This window comes from Limnohabitans sp., assembly GCF_031539175.1.
Classification (GTDB): domain Bacteria; phylum Pseudomonadota; class Gammaproteobacteria; order Burkholderiales; family Burkholderiaceae_C; genus Limnohabitans.
In genome coordinates, this window is record NZ_JAVKLQ010000047.1 from 1 (window position 1) to 17,656 (window position 17,656).

Below are 17,656 nucleotides of genomic sequence, written 5' to 3' on the forward strand. Positions count from 1 at the left end.
AACCGTGACGGATGAGGAATTGACTATGATTGAAAACCGATTGAATCATCGCCCCAGAAAGCGACTAGGATTCAAGACACCTCACGAGGTATTCCATGCCTCGTTAAAGCGTGTTGCACTTCGTCCTTGAATCCGCCAAGCTTTTTAAGCATGTCTGAACCCACACACAACCTAGACGCCGCGGCCCAAGAAGCCGCATTGCAAGCTGCTGCACAAACTTTGGCTCAAGCCGCTGAGGCAGCTACCCCACTCGACCCCTTGGCTGCGGCTCAGGCCGAAATCGCAGTTTTGCAAGCCAAAGCCGCGGAACTGCAAGACCAATACGTGCGCGGTCAAGCCGATGTGCAAAACGCCCGTCGCCGTGCAGACGAAGAGGTGTCGAAAGCCCGTAAGTTCGCTCTGGAGAGTTTTGCCGACAGCCTTTTGCCCGTGCTCGACAGCTTGGAAGCAGGTTTGGCCGTACAAACCGCCACGCCTGAGCAAATCCGCGAAGGTGCTGAAGCCACGCTGCGTCAACTCAAGAGCGCCTTGGAGCGCAACAAAGTCTTGGCCATTGACCCTGCTGCAGGCGCCAAGTTCGACCCAGCCCAACACCAAGCCATCAGCGTGGTGCCCGCCGAACAAGAAGCCAACACCATCGTCGCCGTGCTGCAAAAAGGCTATTTGATTGCTGAGCGCGTGCTGCGTCCCGCCTTGGTGACCGTTGCGGCGCCTAAATAAGTACTTGAAATTGGCAGAGTTAGCCTTAACTACTGCCCATCTGAATTTTTAAAAATCACTGGAGTAAGAACATGGGAAAAATCATCGGTATTGACTTGGGCACCACCAACTCGTGCGTGGCCATCATGGAAGGCAACACGACCAAAGTGATCGAGAACGCCGAAGGCGCTCGCACCACCCCGTCCATCATTGCGTATCAAGAAGACGGCGAAATCTTGGTCGGCGCCTCCGCCAAGCGTCAAGCGGTGACCAACCCACGCAACACGCTGTACGCGGTCAAGCGTTTGATCGGTCGCAAGTTCAGCGAAAAAGAAGTTCAAAAAGACATCGACTTGATGCCCTACACCATTGCCAAAGCCGACAACGGCGATGCATGGGTGGAAGTGCGCGGCAACAAGCTGGCTCCTCCTCAAATCAGCGCTGAAATTCTGCGCAAGATGAAGAAAACCGCCGAAGACTACCTCGGCGAAGAAGTGACCGAAGCCGTCATCACGGTGCCTGCTTACTTCAACGACGCACAACGTCAAGCCACCAAAGATGCAGGCCGCATCGCGGGCTTGGACGTCAAGCGCATCATCAACGAACCCACCGCGGCTGCTTTGGCTTTCGGCCTGGACAAGACGGAAAAAGGCGATCGCAAGATTGCCGTGTATGACTTGGGTGGCGGCACGTTCGACGTGTCCATCATCGAAATCGCCGACGTCGATGGCGAGAAGCAGTTTGAGGTGCTGTCCACCAACGGCGACACCTTCCTGGGCGGCGAAGACTTTGACCAGCGCATCATCGACTTCATCATCACCGAGTTCAAGAAAGAATCGGGCGTTGATTTGTCCAAAGACGTGTTGGCCTTGCAACGCCTGAAAGAAGCCGCTGAGAAAGCCAAGATCGAATTGTCATCGGCCACGTCGACTGACATTAACTTGCCTTACATCACAGCTGACGCTTCGGGCCCTAAGCACTTGAACATCAAGCTCAACCGTGCCAAGCTGGAGCAGTTGGTGGAAGAGTTGGTCGAGCGCACCATCGCCCCTTGCCGCATGGCCATCAAAGACGCGGGCGTGTCGGTGAGCGACATTGACGACGTGATCTTGGTCGGCGGTATGAGCCGTATGCCCAAGGTGCAAGAGAAGGTCAAAGAGTTCTTCGGTCAAGAGCCACGTCGTGACGTGAACCCTGACGAAGCCGTGGCCGTGGGCGCCGCGATTCAAGGTCAAGTGTTGTCAGGCGACCGTACCGACGTGTTGTTGCTCGACGTGACACCGCTGTCTTTGGGCATCGAAACGCTGGGCGGCGTGATGACCAAGATGATCGCCAAGAACACGACCATCCCCACCAAATTTGCACAAACGTTCTCGACTGCCGACGACAACCAACCTGCGGTGACCATCAAGGTCTACCAAGGCGAACGCGAAATGGCCGCTGGCAACAAGAGCTTGGGTGAGTTCAACCTCGAAGGCATCGCACCTGCCGCACGCGGTACACCTCAAATTGAAGTGTCGTTTGACATTGACGCCAACGGCATCTTGCACGTGGGTGCCAAGGACAAAGCCACCGGCAAAGAAAACAAAATCACGATCAAGGCCAATTCTGGTTTGAGCGAAGACGAAATTCAACAAATGGTGAAAGACGCCGAGTTGAATGCCGCCGAAGACAAGAAGAAGCTCGAAATCGTGCAGTCTCGCAACCAAGCTGATGCCGCTGTTCACAGCGTGAAGAAGAGCTTGAGCGAGCACGGCGACAAGCTTGATGCGGGCGAAAAAGACGCCATCGAAGCCGCCATCAAGGACGTGGAAGAAGCATTGAAGGGCGAAGACAAAGCCGACATCGATGCCAAAACCGAAGCCTTGATGACAGCAGCTCAAAAGCTGGGCGAAAAGGTCTACGCAGAAACACAAGCACAACAAGCCGCTACGGCAGGCGCGAGTGCCGGTGGTGCGCAAGCCCAACCCGCTGACGACAACGTCGTGGATGCTGAAGTGAAAGAAGTCAAAAAAGGCTAAATCCTTTTCTCCTTCGATTGACTTTTGATGCGACCTCGCCGCGTTTCACCTGAAAAGGTGGACACGCGGCGAAGTTGTTAAACAAGCCCCAAAAACAACGGCCACGCTGCACCATGTCCAAACGCGATTTTTATGAAGTTCTCGGAGTCTCCAAAGGCGCTTCAGATGACGAGATCAAAAAGGCTTATCGCAAACTCGCGATGAAGTACCACCCTGACCGCAACCAAGGCGAAAAAGCCAAGGAAGCGGAGGCGCAATTCAAAGAGGTCAAAGAGGCCTACGAAATGTTGTCTGACGCGCAAAAGCGTGCCGCCTACGACCAGTACGGCCATGCGGGCGTGGACCCCAACATGCGTGGTGGCCCTGGCGGTGGCGACTTTGGCGGCGGTTTTGGTGAAGCGTTTGGCGACATCTTTGGCGACATCTTTGGTCAGCAACGCCGTGGCGCCGGTGGCCGTCAGGTCTACCGTGGCAACGACTTGAGCTACCCCATGGAAATCACGCTGGAAGAAGCCGCCAACGGCAAAGATGCACAACTGAAAATTCCAGGCTGGGACGAGTGCGAAACCTGCGACGGCACGGGCGCCAAGCCCGGCACCTCGGTCAAAACTTGTTCGACATGCCATGGCAGCGGTCAAGTGCAGATGCGCCAAGGCTTCTTCAGCGTGCAGCAAACCTGCCCGCATTGCCGCGGCTCAGGCAAGATCATTCCCTCCCCTTGCACGATGTGCCACGGACAGGGCAAGCTCAAAAAGCAAAAAACGCTGGAAGTCAAAATCCCAGCAGGCATCGACGACGGCATGCGCATTCGCAGCACCGGCAACGGCGAGCCCGGTACCAATGGTGGCCCGCCCGGTGATTTGTTCATCGAAATTCGCATCAAGAAACACGAGATTTTTGAGCGCGATGGCGATGACTTGCACTGCTCGGTCCCCATCAGTTTCACCACCGCTGCGCTGGGTGGTGAAATTCGCGTGCCCACATTGGCTGGCGAAGCCGCCATCGACATTCCAGAAGGCACCCAAAACGACAAGCAGTTCCGCTTGCGCGGCAAAGGATTGAAGGGCATTCGCTCCAGTTTCCCTGGCGATTTGTACTGCCACATTTCGGTCGAAACGCCCGTCAAACTCACGGAGCACCAACGTAAATTGCTCAAAGAGTTGGATGAATCGCTGAAAAAAGGTGGTGCCAAACATTTACCCGCTGAAGGCGGTTGGGCCGACAAACTCAAAAGCTTTTTCAGCTGATGGCCGCACGCCTAGAAAAGGCGATACTTGAAGCATGAGCGTCAACATCACCTTTTTGGGCGGAACCGGTACGGTCACCGGTTCTAAATATTTGGTCGAGCATGAGGGTCAGCGCTTGCTGGTCGATTGCGGTTTGTTTCAAGGCTACAAACAGCTGCGTTTGCGCAACTGGACGCCTTTGCCGATGCCCGCCGCTGACATTGATGCGGTCGTATTGACCCACGCGCACTTAGACCACAGCGGCTATTTGCCGCTGCTGGTCAAGCAAGGCTACAAAGGCCGCGTGTATGCCACGCCGGCCACCTGTGATCTGTGCCGAATCTTGCTGCCTGACAGCGGTCACATTCAGGAAGAAGATGCCGCCTTCGCCAACCGCAAGGGCTATTCCAAACACAGTCCCGCCCTGCCGCTGTATGACAAGCACGACGCACTGGTCAGTCTGAATGCGTTGCACGCCCAAGCCCTGGGTAAGACCTTCTCACCACTTGCGGGGTGGAAAGCCACGTTTTCCTCTGCGGGTCACATCTTGGGGGCAGCCAGCCTCTTGCTGGAAGTGGCAGGACGACGCCTGTTGTTCAGTGGCGATTTGGGGCGTCCCGACGATTTGCTGATGAACGCACCGGATCTCCCACCCGACGCAGACACGGTGTTGATCGAATCGACCTACGGCAACCGTGAACACCCCAAAGAAGATGTCTTGGCCGAATTGGGACCTGCCCTCAAACGTGTCTCCGCCCGCGGTGGCGTCGCGGTGATTCCGGTGTTCGCTGTGGGGCGCGCACAGGCCATTTTGTATGCCATCGCACAGCTCAAAGCGAGTGGCGACATTCCGCACAGCTTGCCGGTCTTTTTGGACAGCCCCATGGCGGTTCACACCACCGACTTGTACCAACACCACCCCGACGCCCACAAACTCGACGACGACGGACTGCGTGCCCTCAAGCATGTCGCCACGATGATCGAAACCCCTGAGCAATCCAAAGCGCTGGCCAAACGACATGGCCCCATGGTGATCTTGGCGGCCAGCGGCATGGCCACCGGCGGACGGGTGCTGCACCACCTAGAACATTACCTGCCCAACCACCACAACATGGTCATCCTGACCGGCTACCAAGCGCCTGGAACCCGCGGTGCCACGCTGGCAGAGGGTGGGGCATTTGTACGCATGCACGGACAAGATATTGAGGTCAAGGCAGAAGTGGTTCAACTGCAATCGTCGTCAGCGCATGCCGATGCCACACAACTGCTGGACTGGCTCAAACACATGAAGCACGCACCTGCACAGGTGTATGTGGTGCACGGTGAACTCGAAGCGGCCGATGTCTTGCGCCAGCGCATTGAGCGCGAGCTGAAATGGCGCGCTGTGGTGCCAGAGCACGGCAGCACGTGGCCCACCTGAAACCGACACAAAGGCGCGAGACAATGCGCATCATGTTTTTAGACACCCCACGTCGCCCCCCACGTTCGGCATCGGCCTTGATCTTGCTCGCCAGCGTTTGGTTGGCGGTGTTTGGCAACATCGCCCTGTGGCGCAGCTTGAGCCAGCTCCCCGACCTCAGCGGCTGGCATGGGCTGCTGTTTGGCAGTGCATTTGCCCTCATCATTGCGTGCGCCACCACCGCACTGCTGTCACTGCTCGCGTGGCGTTGGACCCTGAAACCCGCCATCAGCCTGTTGTTGCTGCTGGCCGCTTTCGCCACGTATTACATGCTGATGTACGGCATCGTGGTGGACACCCCGATGGTGATCAACGTGTTTCAAACCGACCCCCGTGAAGCGCGTGACCAACTGAGTTGGCGCTTAGGCGGCACCGTACTCTTGCTCGCCGTCTTACCGATGCTTTGGTTATGGCGTCAACCCGTCGTATCCGTCTCGCTGGGTAAGCAAGTGATGCGCAACGTGTTGCTGTGCGTAGGCGCACTCATCGTGACCTTAGGCACCACCCAGCTGGTGTTTCAAGACTTTGCGTCGCTCATGCGCAACCACACGCAGCTGCGCTACCAAATCAACCCGCTCAACAGCGTGTACGCCTTGCTGGATTTGACGGTCATTCCAAGCGATCAAGCCAGCGGCCCCATTCAGCCTTTGGGACTCGATGCGCGGATTGCGCCGCGCGCAGGCGCGACGCAACGCCCCCCCCTGCTGGTGTTCGTTTTGGGTGAAACCGCACGCAGTGCCAACTTCTCTCTTAACGGCTACGCCCGCCTGACCAACCCACTGCTGGCCAAAGAAAACGTCACCAGCTTCACCCACGTGGCCTCGTGCGGGACCAGCACAGCAGAATCGGTGCCTTGCATGTTTTCGCATTTGGGTCGCGCGGACTACGCCAAGCGCAGCCATGATTTTGAAAACTGGCTCGATGTGTTGCAGCGCGCTGGCTACGCCGTATTGTGGATGGACAACCAATCCGGTTGCAAAGGCCAATGTGACCGCATTCCCAACCTCAACACCTCAGAGCTAAAACTGCCAGACCAGTGCGAAAACGGCGAGTGTCGCGACACCGTCATGCTGACGCAAATCGACAAAGAATTGGCCAAGCTCCCTGCTGAGCGCCGTGCTCGCGGCACGGTGGTGGTGATGCACCAAATGGGCAGTCATGGGCCCGCGTATTTCAAACGCACGCCTGCGGCCTTCAAGCCCTTCGCGCCCGAGTGCACCGACACCTCGTTGTCACAATGCAACCAAGCACAAGTGGTCAACGCCTACGACAACACCTTGGTGTTCACCGACTACTTTTTGTCACGCACCATTGACTGGCTGAAGGACAAAGAAAAAACCGCCGCCACGGCCATGTTCTATGTGGCTGACCATGGTGAATCCTTGGGCGAAAACAATTTGTATTTGCATGGTTTGCCCTACAGCATGGCGCCCGCAGAGCAAAAACAAGTGCCTCTCATCACGTGGTTGTCGCCCACGTTTGAAACGCAAAGCCGCATCAAAACCAGCTGTTTGCAAAAGCAGCGTGACCGCGCCTTGTCACACGACCACCTGTTTCATTCGATCTTAGGGTTGATGGCCGTGAAGACTGAGGCCTACCAACCCACGTTGGATATGTTCGCCGATTGCGTGAACCGCTGAACTTATAAAAAGCGATCCAGCAACTTGCGGGTGTGACGATCCAGCGCAGGCAAATCGCGGATCAAAAACTGCACGCCATGGGCATCGGCCACGATCAAGGTGTTGGTGCTCAAACGGCGAATGTCTTCCTCACCCTTCAACACAAACTCGGTGGGTCCACGGCTGGTTTGCACACGCCACACACTGGGCGTGGAAAAGCTGTTCACACCGTCCAAGCGCAAGATCTCGGGCATGAACTCACGGCTCTGCAGCGCCTGAGACACCACGGCACGTTGGTCTTCAGGCAAATCGCTCAAACGCTCAATCCACGCCAGCTCCTTGCCCTCGGCACTCAAAATAGAGATCGCTTGATCAGGCGTCGCAATGGGGAAAGCTCGGACCACCACAGCACCGAGATGCTGCGAACCATCGGCCATAGTGACCACCAATTTGCCAAAGGGGTCAAACGACAAGGTGAAGGCCAATGTCAACGGGGCGCTCATTCGGACTCCTTCGTGGAAGCGCGCGCCACCGCGGCTTCTCCATTTTTAGCTTGGGCTTCATAGAGGCGGTAATAGGCACCTTCACGCGCCATCAGCGTGTCGTGGTCGCCCTCTTCCACCACCACGCCTTGCTCCATCACCACCAAACGGTCGGCTTTGTTGAGCGTGGACAAACGATGGGCAATGGCAATCGTGGTGCGGCCTTGCACCAAGTTGTCCAAGGCCTTTTGAATTTCTTGCTCGGTTTCGGTATCGACCGACGCGGTGGCTTCGTCCAAGATGAGGATGCGCGGATTGATCAACAACGCACGGGCAATGGAGATGCGCTGACGCTCGCCCCCCGACAGGCCTTGGCCACGCTCGCCAACCAACGAGTCGTAGCCTTGGGGCAAACGCAAGATGAACTCATGCGCATGGGCCGCGCGGGCTGCCGACACAATTTCTTCGCGTGTGGCATTGGGCTTGCCGTAAGCAATGTTGTCGGCAATCGTGCCGAAGAACAAGAACGGCTCTTGCAGCACCATGCCAATGTGGCTGCGGAAATCAGACAAGGCGATATTGCGGATGTCGATGCCATCGACTTTGATCGCGCCTTCGCTCACGTCGTAAAAGCGGCAAATCAGGTTGACCAAGGTGCTCTTGCCCGAACCGCTTTGTCCCACCAAACCAATCATCTCGCCGGGACGAATGTTCAAGTTCATGCCACGGATCACAGCGCGGTTGCCGTAGCGAAAGCCCACATCTTGAATCTCGATACGGCCTTGCAAGGGCGTGGGCAGTCGTTGCGGGTTCTTGGTTTCGGGCACGCTCGAGACGTGGTCCAAAATTTCAAAAATGCGCTTGGCACCCGCCGCCGCCTTTTGTGTGTGCGACACGATGCGGCTCATCGAGTCAAGACGCGTATAAAAACGGCCGATGTAAGCCAAAAACGCGGTCAACACACCCACGGTAATTTGGTGGTGAGACACCAACCAAATACCAAAGCCCCACACGACCAGCAAACCCACCTCGGTCATCAACGTGACCGTGGGGGAAAACAAAGACCACACAAAGTTGATGCGGTCGTTCACCGCCAAATTGTGTTTGTTGGCATCGCGGAAACGGTTGGCTTCGCGACGCTCTTGGGCAAACGCCTTGACCACGCGAATGCCGGGGATGGTGTCGGCCAGCACGTTGGTCAGCTCGGACCAGACACGGTCAATCTTCTCAAAGCCGGTGCGCAACTTGTCACGCACGGTGTGAATCAACCAAACGATGAAGGGCAAAGGCAGCAAGGTCGCGGCCGCCAAGCGCGGGTCAATGCTGATCAAAATGCCAGCGGTCATCAAGATCATGAGCACGTCCGTGGCAAAGTCGAGCAAATGCAAGGACAAGAACACGCAAATGCGGTCTGTTTCAGCGCCAATGCGGTTCATCAAGTCGCCAGTGCGCCGACCGCCAAAGTATTCCAACGACAAACGCATGAGGTGCTCGTAGGCGGTGGTGCGCAGATCGGCGCCAATGCGCTCTGACACGAGCGCCAAAATGTACGTTTTGGCCCAGCCCAAGCCCCATGCCAATGCGGCCGCAGCCAGCAAACCACCCAAATACATCATCACCAAGTCTTCGTCGATGTGTTTGCCGTTTTGGAACGGGATCAACACATCGTCCATCAAAGGCATGGTCAGGTAAGGCGGCACCAACGTGGCGGCTGTAGATGCCAACGTCAGCAAAAAACCAGCTAACAAACGCCAACGGTAAGGATGCGCAAAGCGCCACAAACGAAACAAGCCCCATGTGGACAAGGGCGCGTGCTTCTCGCGGCTGCAGACAGGACATGGATCGCCAGCCGCTTCAAGGGGCAACTTGCATTGCGGGCAACGCGCCTGTGCCGTGGCCGCCAAGGATTTGCCGTGAGTCAGCACCTCCACACGGTCCGCAAACACCTCTTGCAAACGCATGGCTTGCACGTTGTGGGTGAGCGTGAAACGCCAGCTGGCCAAACGCTGACGCGCATTGACCAAGGACAAGGTGCCCACACCTGCGTGGTCGGCATGCTGCATCACCCCATCCGCCGTGATGGGCCAAGACGACCACGTCAGTTCGCCGCCTTGAGGTTGGGCAGAAAGCACCCGCTGGTCTGTCACAATTAACAGCCCTGGTGCGAACCGCAGTTGGGCATCTAAGTCAACCTCCAAGCAAGCTAGAACGTTTTCTTGTGGAGAGAGTTGAGCCAGCGCTGGTGTCACCCAAACAGGGGGCAACAGAGAGCTGGCAGAAGCCGAAAGAGAAGAATTCATTCTTTTAATAGTTTCCGCACAAAAAAGCAGGAGCCTGGAACTTGTTGCACCCAACATCGAATGCTAAAGATTGTATCGCCCGCCCCTTGTTGGATCGACTTTGTCACCGCACCTCGGTTTGAGTTCCACCTTAGCCTACCCACATCAAAACATGGCATTCAAAGACATTCAAATTCTGCGCATGAATTACCTGCGCGGACCCAACATCTGGACATACCGCCCCATCATCGAGGCGCTGATTGATTTGGGCGAGATGGAAGATCACCCTTCCAACAAAATTGAGGGCTTCAACGACCGCCTGAATGCTTGGCTCCCTGGCTTGGTTGAGCACCATTGTGGTGTGGGCCATCGCGGCGGATTTCTGACCCGATTGGTGGGCGGCACGTGGATGGGCCACATCATGGAGCACGTCTCCATCGAACTGCAGTTGCTGGCCGGTGCCCGCGCTGAATTTGGCAAAGCACGCGAAATCAGCAAGCGCGGCATTTACAAAGTGGTGTTCCGCACCGAACACGAAGAACTGGGCCGTGAAAGCTTTTTGGCCGCCCGCGAAATCGTGATGTCGGCAGCAAACAACAAGCCTTACGACATAACCGCCACCATCAACCGCTTGAAAGGCATTGCTGACAAGCGTTGTTTGGGGCCAAGCACGGCCTGCATCGTGGACGCGGCGGTAGAGCGCAAAACCCCGTTCATTCGCTTGACCGAAGGCAATTTGGTGCAACTCGGCTATGGCTCACGCCAACGCCGCATCTGGACCGCAGAGACCGATCGCACCAGCGCCATCGCCGAAAGCATCTCCAGCGACAAAGACTTGACCAAGCGCTTGCTGACCCAATGCGGCATTCCCGTGCCTGAAGGCCAAGTGGTCAAAACAGCGGACGAAGCTTGGGCTTCCGCGCAAGACATTGGCTTGCCCGTGGTCGTCAAACCATTGGATGGCAACCGTGGTTGGGGCGTGTCCCTCGACGTGAACACCGAAGAAGGCGTGCGCAACGCTTGGGCCGCCGCCGACAAAGAAGGCAGTGGCGTACTGATCGAACGCTATGTGCGCGGCGACGAGCACCGCGTGCTCGTGGTGGGCGACCGTGTGGTGGCTGCCACCCGAGGCGAAACAGCCTGCGTCACGGGCGACGGCCAATCGACCGTGGAGCAGCTGATTGAGTTGCAAATCAACACCGACCCACGTCGCGGCGAAGCCGAAGGCTTTCCCCTCGATTTGATCCGCTTGCACACCGCACGCGGCGAAATGTCGTTGCTTGAAATTCAACGCCAAGGCTTAGAGCCCACCAGCGTGCCTGAGAAAGACCGCATCGTGGTGGTCCAACGCAATGGCAACCTGAACAACGATGTGACTGACTTGGTCCATCCCGATGTCGCCGCCGTCGCCACCCTCGCCGCCCGCGTGGTGGGCTTGGACATTGCCGGTATCGACATCGTCACCCAAGACATTTCGCGTCCATTGGAAGAAACCCAAGGCGCGATCATCGAAGTCAATGCAGGCCCCGGTTTGCTGATGCACGTCAAACCCGCGGTGGGTCAGCCCCGCCCTGTGGGCAAAGCCATTGTCGAGCACCTGTTTGGCGTCAACGAGTCTGGCCGTATTCCGGTCGTTGGCGTGGTCGGTACGCATCAAACCACCGAGTTGTCGCAGCTGGTGTCTTGGTTGCTGCATTTGTCGGGCCGACGCACGGGCTTGGCCTGCCAAGACGGTCTTTACATGGACCAACACCATCTGGGCAAAAAAGATGCGCGCGGCTTTGAGTTCTCAGAACGCTTGCTGATCAACCGAGCCTTAGATGCTGCTGTGTTCGAGACATCGCCCTCGCACATCCTGAATGAAGGTTTGGCCTACGACCGCTGTTTGGTCGGGGTGGTCACCAACATGCCTGAGACCGATGACGCGCTGATTCAGCAGCACGACATCCAAACGCCAGAGCAAATGCGCACCGTCATTCGCACCCAAATCGATTTGGTGTTGCCTGAAGGTGCGGCCGTGCTCAACGCGGACGAAGAAGCCGTGGTGAGCTTGGCTGAGTTGAGCGATGGCGAAGTGGTTTACTACGCCAAAGAACACAGCAATGCCACCGTCACCGCACACCGTCAACAAGGCGGTCGCGCGGTGTATTGCAAAGAGGGCCACGTCACTTTGGCCCGTGGCGATCAAGAAACCCAGCTCTTCCACTTAGATTTGGAATTGATCGCGCGCTTGCTCAAAGGCGGTTTGCACATCTCCACCCTGCTGGCTGCCGTGGCGGCGGCTTGGTCACTCGACATTGCACCGTTGCTCATTCGCGCCGGTTTGAAGAACTTCGGCCAAAACAACCAGAACACGGCCAAAAACATCGCTAGAAAGATTGCGTAATGGAAGTCTCTCGTTCCCGAGCCCTGCGTGGGCCCAACCTCTGGACCCGTCACACCGCCGTCGAAGCCATGGTGCGTTGCGATGCTGCTGAAATCGATCTGAGCCAACACCCAGAATTCGAAAACCAATTGCGCAACCTGTTTCCTGGCGTTGGCAGCCTCCGCCCCACAGGCAAGGACGTCAAGCTGAGCATGGCCCACGCGCTAGAAGCTGCGACCTTGCATTTGCAGATTGAAGCCGGTTGCCCTGTCACGTTCAGCCGCACCACCCTCACCACCGACGAAGGCTTGTTCCAAGTCGCCGTGGAATACACGGAAGAGGAAGTGGGCTGCTTGGCGCTGAAATTGGCATCTGAACTGTGCGCCGCTGCGTTCAACAACACGGCCTTTGATGTCGATGCCGCCATTGAAGAACTGCGCAACTTGGACGAAGACATCCGCTTGGGCCCCTCAACCGGCTCTATCGTTGATGCCGCCGTGGCCCGTGGTATTCCGTTTCGACGCTTGACCGAGGGCAGCTTGGTGCAACTGGGCTGGGGCAGCAAACAACGCCGCATTCAAGCCGCGGAAATTGACTCCACCAGCGCCATCGCCGAATCGATCGCGCAAGACAAGGAGCTCACCAAAAAGCTGTTGCATGCCGCGGGTGTGCCCGTGCCTCTGGGTCGCCCTGTGCACAGCCCCGAAGACGCTTGGGCTGCCGCGCAAGAAATCGGCTTGCCCGTGGTGATCAAACCCCGCGATGGCAACCAAGGCAAAGGCATCTCCGTCAACGTCACGACCGAAGAAGGCGTGAAAACGGCTTACACCACGGCGGTGTCCTTTAGAGACGAGGTCTTGGTCGAGCGCTTCTTACCGGGCAGCGATTACCGTTTGTTGGTGGTGGGCAGCAAGCTCGTTGCCGCCGCACGTCGCGAACCGCCCTTGGTGATCGGCAACGGCAAAAACACCGTGCGTGAGTTGGTTGACATCGTCAATGCAGACCCTCGCCGCGGCGAAGGACATGCCACCTCTTTGACCAAAATTCGCTTTGACGACATCGCCATTGCACGCCTCAAAGAACAAGGCTTTGACGCCAACTCCGTGCCCGCCAAAGGCGCGCGCGTGATCTTGCGCAACAACGCCAACCTGTCCACCGGCGGCACCGCCACCGATGTGACGGACGATGTGCACCCCGAAGTGGCATTGCGTGCCATCGCAGCAGCCCAAATGGTGGGCCTCGACATTTGTGGTGTGGACGTGGTGTGCGAGTCTGTCCTGCGCCCCATGGAAGAGCAAAGCGGTGGCGTGGTGGAAGTCAACGCCGCCCCCGGCCTGCGCATGCACCTGAGCCCCTCGTTTGGCAAAGGCCGCGACGTGGGCGAAGCTGTCATTTCCACCATGTTCCCTGATGGCGACGATGGCCGCATTCCAGTGATCGCCGTGACAGGCACCAACGGCAAAACCACCACCGTGCGCCTCACCTCTCATCTGCTGCGTGCCAATGGTTTGCGCGTGGGCATGACCAACACCGATGGCGTGTACGTCAATGGCCGTCAAACCGACAGCGGTGACTGCAGCGGCCCACGCAGTGCCCGCAATGTGCTCATGCACCCAGACGTTGATGCTGCCGTGCTAGAAACGGCACGGGGCGGTATGTTGCGCGAAGGCTTGGCCTTTGACCGCTGCCAAGTGGCCGTGGTGACCAACATCGGCATGGGTGACCACCTCGGCTTGAACTACATCTCCACCGTCGAAGATTTGGCGGTTTTGAAGCGCGTCATCGTGCAAAACGTGGCCCCCACAGGCACCGCCGTGTTGAACGCCACGGACCCGATCGTGGCAGCGATGGCAGGCAACTGCCCAGGCCAAGTGACCTTCTTTGGTCTCGACTCGCACCACCCCGTCATCGCCACGCACCGCGCACAAGGCAAGCGCGTGTTGTTTGTGGAAGACGATCAAATCGTCTGCATGCAAGGCAACCACTCGGTACGCATTCCGTTGTCCGATATTCCTGTCACTCGCAGCGGTGCCATTGGCTTTCAAATCGAAAACGCCATGGCCTCCATCGGTGCGGCATGGGCTGTCGGCGTACCTTGGAAAACCATTTGCAAAGGCCTCGCCACTTTTGTGAGCGACAGCAACGCCGTGCCCGGCCGCTTCAACGTGTTCGACTACAAAGGCGCCACGGTCATTGCCGACTACGGCCACAACCCCGACGCGATCAAAGCCTTGGTGCAAGCCGTGACCAACCTGCCCGCGCAGCGCCGCAGCGTGGTCATCAGCGGCGCAGGCGACCGCCGTGACGAAGACATCCGCGAACAAACCCGCTTGATTGGTGAAGCGTTTGACGACGTGGTGCTCTACCAAGACGCCTGCCAACGCGGACGCGTCGATGGCGAAGTGCTCAAGCTCTTGCGCCAAGGTTTGGATGGCGCGAAACGCACCACCCACATCGACGAAATCCATGGCGAATTCTTGGCCATCGACCGCGCCATGGAGCGTCTACAACAAGGTGATTTGTGCCTGATCTTGATTGACCAAGTCGAAGAAGCCTTGGCACACATCACGCAACGTGTGAACTCAGCGGCATTGACTGGCTAAGTTCTTTTGTTAGCACCTGTGAAAAAGCCACTCGTTTTGAGTGGCTTTTTTATTGCCCCCCGAAACCAAGGCGATCAGCCAGTGGCGGGGGCGGCGACGTGAAGAGCGAAGCGAAGGAGTCGCCCCCGCCACGGGCTGATCGCCTTAGCGGAGAGCAAGAAAACGCCCCGAAAGACGACAAACTTAGAACAAGCCTTTGTATTGCTCCCGCAGCAAGTTCTTCTGAACCTTGCCCATGGTGTTGCGCGGCAACTCAGCCACCACAAAACACTTCTTAGGAATCTTGAAATTCGCCAGTTGTGATTTGAGCGCGCCGATGACCATATCCGGATCCACCTTCGCGCCAGGCTTGGCAATCACCACCGCCACGCCCACTTCGCCAAAATCAGGATGCGGGACACCGATCAACGCACTTTCAGCCACGCCCGGCATCTCGTTGATGTAGCCTTCAATCTCTGCGGGATAAACGTTGTAGCCGCCACTGATGATCAAGTCTTTGCTGCGGCCCACGATCACCACGTAACCGCGTTCGTCAATCTTGCCCACGTCACCGGTTTTGAAATACCCATCGGCGGTGAACTCTTCTTTGGTCTTTTCGGGCATGCGCCAGTAACCCGCAAACACGTTCGGGCCTTTGACCTGAATGCCACCGATTTCGCCGGCGGGCAAAGCCTTGCCTTCGTCGTCTTGCACACGCAAAGACACGCCTGGCAATGGGAAGCCGACTGTGCCGCCACGGCGCTCAGTTTGGCCTGGGTAGCGCGCATCAGCCGCATAAGGGTTGGACGTCAGCATGACGGTTTCGCTCATGCCATAGCGCTCAAGAATCGGCTGGCCTACGCGCTCTTGCCACTCGTTGAAGGTTTCCAGCAGCAACGGCGCAGAACCAGCAACAAACAAGCGCATGGTCGAGGCTTGTGCTTTCGTCAAGCTGGGCTCGGCCAGCATGCGCACGTACAAAGTTGGAACGCCCATGAACACGGTAGCTTCGGGCATTTTGGCGATGACCAGTTTGGGGTCGAACTTGGACAGCCAAATCATCTTGCTGCCGTTGAGCAATGCACCGTGGATGGCGACAAACAAACCGTGCACATGGAAGATGGGCAAGGCGTGAATCAACACATCGCCCGGCTTCCAGCCCCAGTACTTTTTCAAGGTTTGGGCATTGCTGAGCATGTTGCCGTGCGAGAGCATCGCCCCTTTGCTGCGGCCTGTGGTGCCGCTGGTGTACAAAATGGCAGCCAAGTCGTCGGCCTTGTTTTGCACCACTTGGTGTTGATCTGAGCAATGCGCCGCACGCTCGAGCAAGCTACCCGTGCGGTTGTCGTCCAAGGTGAACACGTTTTGGGTTCCAGCTTTGAACGCGATCTTGCTGACCCAACCGAAGTTCTTGCTGCTGCACACCACCACGGCGGGTTCGGCGTTGCCGATGAAGTACTCGATCTCGGCGCTTTGGTAAGCCGTGTTCAAAGGCAAGAACACATAGCCCGCGCGCAAGGTGGCCAAATACAACATCATGGCTTCGACCGACTTCTCCACTTGCACGGCTACGCGAGAGCCTTTAGGGATGTTGAGCGAATCGAGCAAATTGGCCATCATGGCACTGGCGCGCTCTAAATCAGCCCAGCTGTAGAACTGGCCATCGTCAGTTTCAACGGCGGTGGCGCTCAGGTCTTTCGGAAAGGCCGCGCGCAAGGCGGCGTAAAGGTTGTGGTTCATGATCAGTTTTTGAAAGTGCGATGCGTTGGATTCAATCAATCTAATTTGGCGCCAGAGGCTTTCACCACAGCCGCCCATTTTTTGATTTCAGCGCTGACAAACGCGCCGAATTGAGGGCCCGTGAGGTTAGGAAACTCAGCACCGTTGTTGGCCCAGCTGGTTTTGATGTCGTCAGTGGCAGCGGCTTTGCGCACTTCTTCGATCACGCGTGCTTGCACATCCGCGGGCGTGCCTTTGGGTGCCCACAAACCATACCAAGTGTTCACGTTGTAGTCGGGGAGCCCTAACTCGGCAGCGCATGGCACATCAGGGAATGCGGGGTTACGTTTGTTGCCCGACACCATCAAAGCTTTGACACGTCCGCCTTTGATGTGTTGCGCCGAGGAGCCCAAGCCATCAAACATCATGTCCACATTGCCCGCGATCAAATCTTGCAAAGCGGGACCTGAACCACGGTAAGGGATGTGGGTGATGAAGGTTTTGCTCTGCAATTTGAACAACTCGCCAGCCAAGTGGTGAGAGGTGCCCCCGCCTGCCGAACCATAGTTAAAACGACCAGGTTTGCTGCGAATCAAAGCCATGAAGGACTTGAAATCGCCGGGCATGGTTTTCGTATTCACCACCAACACATGGGGCACGCTGGCCACCAAAGCGAGCGGGACGAAGTCGCGCTCCAAGTCGTAATCGAGTTTGGGGTACATCGAGGGCGCGATCGAGTGATGAACCGCCCCCATAAACAAGGTGTAGCCATCAGGTGCAGCTTTGGCGGCAATGCCTGCGCCCAAGTTGCCGCCTGCCCCACCTCGGTTGTCGATCACCAGAGTTTTGCCTGACAGTTTGGAAAACTGGGCAGAGAAAGGACGCGCAAACGCATCCGTGCCACCGCCCGCTGGAAACGGCACGATCAGGGTGACGGGTTTGCTGGGCCAGCTTGGGTCGGCATGCGCACCCAAGCTCAACGTAGCGAGGGCTGCAACGCCCATCCCTAAAACGTGACGGCGTGATGACGTGTTCTGAAATTTACTCATGTGGGTCTCCTTCATGGTTGGCGGATTCAAGGACGAAGTGCAACAAAGATGAACTGGTTATAGGTGGCTGAGGATGCGAGAGCATCATGGCCGCTTTAACCGCCAAATCGAAATTGCCCAATGTACAAGCACCTCAGCCGAGAAGAACGATACCAA

Annotated in this window: 11 protein-coding genes; 7 read left to right on the forward strand and 4 right to left on the reverse strand. The window is 57.3% G+C overall.

Going from position 1 to position 17,656, the window contains the following annotated elements; all coding sequences use genetic code 11:
• The first annotated feature begins 150 nt into the window (after positions 1-150).
• From grpE to RMS95_RS08275, 5 genes are all read left to right on the forward strand, one after another.
• Entirely contained in the window at positions 151-720 is a 570-nt protein-coding gene (gene grpE, locus RMS95_RS08255) for a nucleotide exchange factor GrpE (protein WP_310645225.1), read from the forward strand.
• A 71-nt stretch (positions 721-791) separates the two neighbouring features.
• Entirely contained in the window at positions 792-2,720 is a 1,929-nt protein-coding gene (dnaK, locus tag RMS95_RS08260) for a molecular chaperone DnaK (protein WP_310645227.1), read from the forward strand.
• A 113-nt stretch (positions 2,721-2,833) separates the two neighbouring features.
• The gene (gene dnaJ, locus RMS95_RS08265; protein WP_310645229.1) at positions 2,834-3,967 is read left to right on the forward strand and encodes a molecular chaperone DnaJ; all 1,134 of its coding nucleotides are present in this window, start codon (positions 2,834-2,836) and stop codon (positions 3,965-3,967) included.
• Positions 3,968-4,001: 34 nt separating this feature from the next.
• Positions 4,002-5,366: an MBL fold metallo-hydrolase gene (locus RMS95_RS08270; RefSeq protein ID WP_310645230.1), complete on the forward strand. Its 1,365-nt coding sequence runs from the start codon at positions 4,002-4,004 to the stop codon at positions 5,364-5,366.
• Between the two features lie 32 nt (positions 5,367-5,398).
• Positions 5,399-7,045 carry a phosphoethanolamine--lipid A transferase gene (locus tag RMS95_RS08275; protein ID WP_310645232.1) on the forward strand — a complete coding sequence of 549 codons (1,647 nt, stop codon included), beginning with the start codon at positions 5,399-5,401 and terminating at the stop codon, positions 7,043-7,045.
• A 2-nt stretch (positions 7,046-7,047) separates the two neighbouring features.
• Here RMS95_RS08275 and RMS95_RS08280 read toward each other — a convergent pair whose 3' ends face one another.
• A complete protein-coding gene (locus tag RMS95_RS08280) occupies positions 7,048-7,527 on the reverse strand; it encodes a DUF1854 domain-containing protein (protein ID WP_310645234.1) in 480 nt (159 codons plus the stop codon).
• Entirely contained in the window at positions 7,524-9,806 is a 2,283-nt protein-coding gene (locus RMS95_RS08285) for an ABC transporter ATP-binding protein (RefSeq protein ID WP_310645236.1), read from the reverse strand. Before RMS95_RS08285 ends, RMS95_RS08280 begins: the two co-directional genes overlap by 4 nt.
• Before the next feature lie 151 nt (positions 9,807-9,957).
• Here RMS95_RS08285 and cphA (RMS95_RS08290) point away from each other — a divergent pair, with 151 nt between their 5' ends.
• Positions 9,958-12,171 (forward strand): cyanophycin synthetase, encoded by a 2,214-nt coding sequence (gene cphA, locus RMS95_RS08290; protein ID WP_310645238.1) that lies wholly within the window; start codon positions 9,958-9,960, stop codon positions 12,169-12,171.
• Positions 12,171-14,753, forward strand: a complete 2,583-nt coding sequence (gene cphA / locus RMS95_RS08295) for a cyanophycin synthetase (RefSeq protein ID WP_310645240.1) — start codon at positions 12,171-12,173, stop codon at positions 14,751-14,753. The genes cphA (RMS95_RS08290) and cphA (RMS95_RS08295) overlap by 1 nt, the downstream gene beginning before the upstream one ends.
• A gap of 183 nt (positions 14,754-14,936) precedes the next feature.
• On the opposite strand, the gene RMS95_RS08300 is transcribed toward cphA (RMS95_RS08295), so the two are convergent.
• Both RMS95_RS08300 and RMS95_RS08305 read right to left on the reverse strand, forming a co-directional pair.
• Positions 14,937-16,472: a malonate--CoA ligase gene (locus tag RMS95_RS08300; protein WP_405023371.1), complete on the reverse strand. Its 1,536-nt coding sequence runs from the start codon at positions 16,470-16,472 to the stop codon at positions 14,937-14,939.
• A 35-nt stretch (positions 16,473-16,507) separates the two neighbouring features.
• Entirely contained in the window at positions 16,508-17,500 is a 993-nt protein-coding gene (locus RMS95_RS08305; RefSeq protein WP_405023372.1) for a Bug family tripartite tricarboxylate transporter substrate binding protein, read from the reverse strand.
• Positions 17,501-17,656 lie beyond the last annotated feature (156 nt).

Bases quoted from the DNA above. Each gene is read 5' to 3' on its own strand.
- grpE (WP_310645225.1), top strand. From the start codon at position 151: ATGTCTGAACCCACACACAACCTAGACGCCGCGGCCCAAGAAGCCGCA.
- dnaK (WP_310645227.1), top strand. From the start codon at position 792: ATGGGAAAAATCATCGGTATTGACTTGGGCACCACCAACTCGTGCGTG.
- dnaJ (WP_310645229.1), top strand. From the start codon at position 2,834: ATGTCCAAACGCGATTTTTATGAAGTTCTCGGAGTCTCCAAAGGCGCT.
- RMS95_RS08270 (WP_310645230.1), top strand. From the start codon at position 4,002: ATGAGCGTCAACATCACCTTTTTGGGCGGAACCGGTACGGTCACCGGT.
- RMS95_RS08275 (WP_310645232.1), top strand. From the start codon at position 5,399: ATGTTTTTAGACACCCCACGTCGCCCCCCACGTTCGGCATCGGCCTTG.
- RMS95_RS08280 (WP_310645234.1), bottom strand. From the start codon at position 7,527: ATGAGCGCCCCGTTGACATTGGCCTTCACCTTGTCGTTTGACCCCTTT.
- RMS95_RS08285 (WP_310645236.1), bottom strand. From the start codon at position 9,806: ATGAATTCTTCTCTTTCGGCTTCTGCCAGCTCTCTGTTGCCCCCTGTT.
- cphA (WP_310645238.1), top strand. From the start codon at position 9,958: ATGGCATTCAAAGACATTCAAATTCTGCGCATGAATTACCTGCGCGGA.
- cphA (WP_310645240.1), top strand. From the start codon at position 12,171: ATGGAAGTCTCTCGTTCCCGAGCCCTGCGTGGGCCCAACCTCTGGACC.
- RMS95_RS08300 (WP_405023371.1), bottom strand. From the start codon at position 16,472: ATGAACCACAACCTTTACGCCGCCTTGCGCGCGGCCTTTCCGAAAGAC.
- RMS95_RS08305 (WP_405023372.1), bottom strand. From the start codon at position 17,500: ATGAGTAAATTTCAGAACACGTCATCACGCCGTCACGTTTTAGGGATG.